Below are 6,417 nucleotides of genomic sequence, written 5' to 3'. Positions count from 1 at the left end.
GGGGCGCGCGGGCCCCCCCCCCCCCCCGCGGGCGGCCCGGCGCCCCCCCCCCCCCCCGGGGGGGGACCCCCGAAGGGTCCCGCCGCGGCGGCTCACTGCTGTCCGGGAAGGCTCCGACAGAAATTCACCTGCGCTTTTCGCCCCTCCCTTAATCACATACCGGCCCCCTTTCCCGCTCCCTAGCATCAATTCTTGTCGGAGCTCTTCGGATTACCCGGACAGGGGACACGCATGCTCAACAGAATCGTCATTGTCGGTGGGGGTACGGCGGGCTGGATGACGGCCTCGTACCTCAAGGCCGCATTCGGTGACCGAGTAGACGTCACGCTGGTGGAATCCGGAAACGTCGGCACGGTCGGCGTGGGCGAGGCGACCTTCAGCGACATCCGGCACTTCTTCGAGTTCCTGGGACTCAAGGAGAAGGACTGGATGCCGGCCTGCAATGCCACGTACAAGCTGGCGGTGCGTTTCGAGAACTGGCGCGAGAAGGGCCACTACTTCTACCACCCCTTCGAGCAGATGCGGTCGGTCAACGGCTTCCCGCTGACGGACTGGTGGCTCCAGGAGGGCCCCACGGACCGGTTCGACAAGGACTGCTTCGTGATGAGCTCCGTCATCGACGCCGGGCTCAGCCCGCGCACCCTTGGGGGCACCCTGATCGACCAGCCCTTCGACGAGGGCGCGGACGAGATGCAGGGCCTGACCATGTCGGAGCACCAGGGCAAGACCCAGTTCCCGTACGCGTACCAGTTCGAGGCGGCGCTGCTCGCCAAGTACCTCACCCGGTACTCCGTCGAGCGTGGCGTCAAGCACCTGGTCGACGACGTCCAGCACGTCTCGCTCGACCAGCGCGGCTGGATCTCGGGGGTCACGACCGCCGAGCACGGTGAGATCACCGGCGACCTGTTCGTCGACTGCACCGGCTTCCGCGGAGTGCTGCTGAACAAGGCGCTCGAGGAGCCGTTCGTCTCGTACCAGGACATGCTGCCCAACGACAGCGCGGTCGCCCTGCAGGTGCCGATGGACATGGAGAAGCGCGGCATCCTCCCCTGCACCACGGCCACCGCGCAGGACGCCGGCTGGATCTGGACGATTCCGCTGATGGGCCGTGTCGGCACCGGATACGTCTACGCCAAGGACTACCTCTCGCCCGAGGAGGCCGAGCGCACCCTGCGCGAGTTCGTCGGCCCGGCCGCGGCGGACGTGAACGCCAACCACATCAAGATGCGGATCGGCCGCAGCCGCAATTCGTGGGCGAAGAACTGTGTCGCGATCGGCCTGTCCAGCGGATTCGTCGAGCCGCTGGAGTCCACCGGTATCTTCTTCATCCACCACGCCATCGAACAGCTCGTCAAGAACTTCCCCGACGCGAGCTGGGACCCCACCCACCGGGACCGTTACAACGACGCCGTCGCCCATGTCATGGACGGGGTACGGGAATTCCTGGTGCTGCACTACGTGGCCGCGAAGCGGAATGACACGCAGTACTGGCGGGACGCCAAGAAGAGGACGCTTCCGGACGGGCTCGCGGAGCGTCTGGAGAAATGGCGGACACAACTGCCGGACAGCGAGACGGTTTTCCCGTACTACCACGGGCTGCCGCCGTACTCGTACATGTGCATCCTGCTGGGCATGGGCGGCATCGAACTCAAGCCGTCGCCGGCGCTCAGGCTGTCCGACAACGGTGCCGCGCGGCGCGAGTTCGATGCCATCCGGGAGAAGGGCCGAAGGCTCGCCGAGACACTCCCGAAGGCGTACGACTACTTCTCCTCGCTGCGCTGATGATGTACGCGTTGCACACGGCCGCGGCGCTCGCCGCGGTCTTGTCCCTCGCCGTCCTGGGGCGGGCGGCCGCCCGGCTGCTGCGGCAGCCGGAGGTCGTCGGGGAAGTCGTGGCGGGGCTGCTGGCCGGCCCCGCCGCGCTGGCCCTGCTGGACCGTGACGGCTTCGACGCGCTCCTGCCCGGTCCGGTGCTCGGGGCGCTGAAACTGGTGGCGGAGGCCGCCCTGGTCCTGTTCCTCGTCGGGCTCGCCCACGAACTGGGCGTCGCCGGGCGGGCGGACGGCACCGGCTCCGCTCCGGGCGGAGTCCCCGACCGGACCACGGCCGGCCTTCGCAGGGGTGGCCCGGGGCAGGAGCACCCGACCGGGACGCGGGCGGACGCGAGCCGGGTGACCCGGCGGGCGGCCGCCTGGGTCGCCGCCGGCGGACTCCTGCTGCCGTTGGTCACCGGAGGGCTGCTGACCGGCTGGGTGGTGGCGTACGGGGATCCGGCGGTGCGCGGCGACGCGCCGCTGCCGGCGTTCACGCTCATGCTCGCGGTCGCCCTGTCCGTCACCGCCGTACCCGTCCTCGCCCGGATCCTCACCGACCGCGGCATGGAGAGCACCCGGGCCGGACGGCTCGCGCTCGGTGCCGCCCTGGTGATCGACGCGGTGGGCTGGCTGCTGCTGACCGCCGCCCTGGCGCTCGCCTCGGGCAGCGCCACCGGAATCCTGAACGCGGGCGGCGCGCTCGCCGTCGGTGTGCTGTGCGCCCTGGGCGTACGGTACGGGCTGCGCGCGCATGTGTCGCTGCTGCTCCTGCGGCGCGCTCCCGCGGTCGCCGCCTGTCTGATCGCCGCGACGGCCCTGGTGACCGCGTTCACGATGGAGCACCTCGGCATGACGGCGATTCTGGGTGCCGCCATGGTCGGCCTCGCGATCCCCGGCGACCGGTCCGCCTCCTGGGCGCCGGCCGTCTCCCGGGTCGCGGGGGCCGGCCGGGCACTGGTCCCGTCGTTCTTCGTGGTCGCCGGCGTGACGGTGCTCGCCCAGACGTCGGTGGCGGTCTCCTGGACGCTGATCGGGCTCGTGCTCGTCCTCGGCGTGCTCGGCAAGGTGCTCGGCGGCTACGCGGGCACCCGGCTGGCCGGCGGCAGCCGGCGCGAGGCCGCCCAGGTCGGGGTGCTGCTCAACACCCGGGGACTGACCGAACTCATCATCATCCAGGTGGGGTTCACCGCCGGGTTGCTCACCGCTCCGCTGCTGCTCGCCCTGATCGTGATGACGCTGGTCACCACCGCGGCGACCGGCCCCCTGCTGCGACTTCTCGACCGCACGGCCACACGTGCCCCGAGCCCTGACCCGACGACGGCCACACCGGCCCCGAGCCCTGACCCGACGACGGCCACGGCGGTGCCCGTGCCCCTCTCCACAGAAAGCGGAGTGCGATGACCGACTCGGCCATACGAACGCCGGCGACCGTGCCCCCCGACGAGTTCCGCACCCTGATGAGCGGCTTCCCCACCGGGGTCGCCGTCATCTCGGCGACGGACCACGAGGGCGCGCCGCGCGGCATGACCTGCTCGTCGGTGTGCAGTGTGTCGCTGGAGCCGCCTGTCCTGCTGGTCTGCCTGCGGGACGAGAGCCCCACCCTCGACGCCGTGCTGCGCTCGGGAGCCTTCGCGGTGAACCTGCTGCACGCCGGGGCCCGCGAGAGCGCCGAACTGTTCGCCTCGGGCAACCCGCACCGGTTCAAGCTGGTGCCGTGGGAGTGCGACGCCCAGGCGGCGGGCCCGCACCTGGTGGCGGACGCGCACACGGTCGCCGACTGCGAGGTCGTCCTCACCCAGCGGATGGGCGACCACGTGACGGTCTACGGGGAGGCCCGCCGGGTGACCCGCAAGGCCGAGCCGGAGCCGCTGATGTACGGGCTGCGGCGGTTCCACTCGTGGCCGCCGCCGGAGGAGGAGCGGACCGCGCACCGATGACTCGGCGTCAGCGCGCGGCGGACTCCATCGGGAGGCCCGCCGCGCGCTCGGCCATGAGGTCCTCGGAGATCGCGAGCCGGCCGCTGAGCAGCGCCATACCGAGCGGGGTCACCGTGTGGACGACCTTGTTGCGCATCCTGCGGGTGGTGATCAGACCGGACTCCCGCAGCACCGCCGTGTGCTGGCTGGCGCCGGCGGACGAGATGCCCAGCCGGTCCGCCAACTGGCCGGTGGAGCAGGCCGCGGTCAGCTCCCGCAGTACGGCGGCCCGGGTCTGGCCCACCAGCGCGCTCAGTGCCTGGACGCTCGTGTCGGAGCCGCCCCACAGTTCTGCCGGGCGGGTCGTGGCCGCGGGCGCGGGGAACACCAGGGCGGCCATGCCGGTCTCCCGTTCGCACTCCACGACGAGGCCGGCGCGGCCGGGCAGGAACACGGTCGGGCACAGCAGCAGACCGCGCCCGTCGAGCCGCACCGTACGCTCGGGGCCCTGGCTGTCGTGGACTTCGAGGACGGGTGCCCGCCAGGTGATCCGCGGGTGCAAGGTGGCAAGGAGCCGCTCGACTCCCCCGGTCATGGAGATGCGGCCGCGTGCCTCGCACTCGGCCCGCAGGCGCTCGGCGATGCGGTCCCAGTACGGCGCGACACCGGCCCGCCACACCTCCAGCGCGAGGCGGCCGGCCTCGGGGCTGGGCAGGGCGGGCGCCCCGACCGCGCGCTCGGCGGCGGACGTCCGTTCGAGCAGGTACAGCAGGCCGTCCGGCGCCCCGGTCGACCGCAGCTGCTGCGGCAGCGGTGCCCCGCCGGGAGCCGGCCGGCCGCGCAGCCGCCCCAGGACCTCGCTGCGCCAGCGCGCGTAGTCGGCGTGGCCCGACCGTGCCAGGACGCCCAGCGCGAGGACACCCTCGGCGACGGGGCCGAGGGTGCTACGCAGGCGGGTACGGGCAAGGTCGGACGTGGTGAGGTGAATACTGATCATGGCTTGCTCCCCCGCTGATGGATGAGGTCCGGGACCGGACCGACCGCCCCCTGGGTCCTGTCGTCGGCTCCCGCCCGCCGGCGGCGCCGCGGCGCGGACTCCCCCGCTCGACCGCGCCCGCGCGGGGCACCCTCAGCGAGGGCGCTCCAGCGCCTCGCGATCGCGCGCTCCCCGCGCTCGGACGAACTCGTGCGGGGGTGCCCCATCGCTGCCGCCGGGCCCGCCCCTCGGGCGGACGGCGGGAGTCCGGCGAAAGAGCCTCACGTGCCGGTCGTGGTCCCGGTGAGGTGGAGGAAGACGTCGTCGAGCGTCGGCCGGCGCAGCCCGAACTCGCCGACACCGATACCGGCGTCGCGCAGCGCGGCGGCCGCACCGGCGACGTCGTCCAGGCCGTCGACGACCCGGAGCGTGACGGCGCCACGCTCCTCGTCGACCCGGGGTTCGTCGGCGGTGACCGGCGCCAGGGCGGCGAGGGCGTCCGGCAGCCGCATGGGGTCGGCGAGTGTGAACTCCAGCCGGGCGGCCTGCCCGACCTTGCTCTTGAGCTGGTCGGCGGTGCCCTCGGCGAGGACGGCGCCGTCGGCGATGACCACGATCCGGTCGGCCAGCTGGTCGGCCTCCTCCAGGTACTGGGTGGTCAGCAGGACGGTGACGCCGTCGGCGACGAGGCCGCGCACCGCTTTCCACAGCAGGATGCGGCTGGCCGGGTCGAGACCCGTGGTGGGCTCGTCGAGGAACAGCACGGCGGGCCGTACGACCAGACAGCTCGCCAGGTCCAGGCGGCGCCGCATGCCGCCCGAGTAGGTGCGCACGGGCCGGTCGGCGGCGTCCTGGAGGGCGTACTGGGCGAGCAGCTCGTCGGCGCGGCGCCGGGAGGCCGCCCGGCCGAGGTGCAACATCCTGCCGATGAGGACCAGGTTCTGACGCCCGGTCAGCAGTTCGTCGACGGCGGCGTACTGGCCGGCCAGCGCGATCCGGGCGCGCACCTGCCGCGGATCGCGCACCACGTCGTACCCCGCCACCCGCGCACTGCCCCCGTCCGGGGGCAGCAGCGTGGACAGCACGCGCACGGTGGTGGTCTTGCCGGCACCGTTGGGGCCGAGGAGGCCGAGAACGGTGCCGGCGGGCACGGCCAGGTCGAGGCCGTCGAGTGTCGTCCTGCCCTTGTGGTGTTTGCGCAGACCCGTCGCCTCGATCGCCAGTTCGACACTCATGGGGTCAGCGGCTCGGGCCGGCGGCGCTCTGCTCGCGCAGGCTGAGCGGGCGCAGGTCGGTCCAGTTGTTCTCCACGAACGCCACCGCGGCGTCCCTGGTGCCGGCCTCCATGGCGACCGTCCAGCCGTCGGGTACGGCGGCGAAGGCGGGCCAGATGCTGTGCTGGCCCTCGGTGTTCACCAGGACGAGGAAGAAGCCGTCCTGGTCGTCGAAGGGGTTGCTCATGGCGCACTCTCCGTTTCCGGGGTGGGTGTCGGTGAGTCCGGGCGTGACGCGCCCGCGGCAGCGTCACGGCGGTACGTACAGATGCTGTACCGGAGTGCTGACCTGCGGCTGACGGCTGCCTGATGGAACGCTCGGCCCCGGCTCGTACGGCGGTGCCGCTCCGGACTCTTCACCCGCCCCGGGGCGGCGTGCGGACAGGTCGGAGCCCGGCCGCCAGGGGGGATGTGTGGCGGCCGGGCTCCGGGTACGG

At 72.7% G+C, this 6,417-nt stretch carries 6 protein-coding genes; 3 read left to right on the top strand and 3 right to left on the bottom strand.

The features are described 5' to 3' along the window. The first annotated feature begins 231 nt into the window (after window positions 1–231). Genes ACWD26_RS35980 through ACWD26_RS35970 form a run of 3 tightly spaced genes read left to right on the top strand, consistent with a single transcriptional unit; the run spans window position 232 to window position 3,751 of the window. Entirely contained in the window at window positions 232–1,782 is a 1,551-nt protein-coding gene (locus ACWD26_RS35980; RefSeq protein WP_451276529.1) for a tryptophan halogenase family protein, read from the top strand. Further along, entirely contained in the window at window positions 1,782–3,215 is a 1,434-nt protein-coding gene (locus ACWD26_RS35975) for a cation:proton antiporter (RefSeq protein ID WP_451276527.1), read from the top strand. The genes ACWD26_RS35980 and ACWD26_RS35975 overlap by 1 nt, the downstream gene beginning before the upstream one ends. Continuing rightward, window positions 3,212–3,751 carry a flavin reductase family protein gene (locus ACWD26_RS35970; protein WP_451276525.1) on the top strand — a complete coding sequence of 180 codons (540 nt, stop codon included), beginning with the start codon at window positions 3,212–3,214 and terminating at the stop codon, window positions 3,749–3,751. The genes ACWD26_RS35975 and ACWD26_RS35970 overlap by 4 nt, the downstream gene beginning before the upstream one ends. 7 nt (window positions 3,752–3,758) lie before the next feature. Here ACWD26_RS35970 and ACWD26_RS35965 read toward each other — a convergent pair whose 3' ends face one another. The 3 genes from ACWD26_RS35965 to ACWD26_RS35955 form a co-directional block, all read right to left on the bottom strand. Continuing rightward, a complete protein-coding gene (locus ACWD26_RS35965; protein WP_451276523.1) occupies window positions 3,759–4,727 on the bottom strand; it encodes an ArsR/SmtB family transcription factor in 969 nt (322 codons plus the stop codon). Between the two features lie 260 nt (window positions 4,728–4,987). After that, entirely contained in the window at window positions 4,988–5,941 is a 954-nt protein-coding gene (locus ACWD26_RS35960) for an ATP-binding cassette domain-containing protein (RefSeq protein WP_451276521.1), read from the bottom strand. A 4-nt stretch (window positions 5,942–5,945) separates the two neighbouring features. Next, the gene (locus tag ACWD26_RS35955; RefSeq protein ID WP_451276519.1) at window positions 5,946–6,167 is read right to left on the bottom strand and encodes an MbtH family protein; all 222 of its coding nucleotides are present in this window, start codon (window positions 6,165–6,167) and stop codon (window positions 5,946–5,948) included. Between the last annotated feature and the right edge of the window lie 250 nt (window positions 6,168–6,417).

The organism is Streptomyces sp. NPDC002787 (assembly GCF_053592095.1).
The sequence above is the reverse complement of the archived record's forward strand: the minus strand, read 5'-3'. Positions and strand labels throughout refer to the sequence as shown.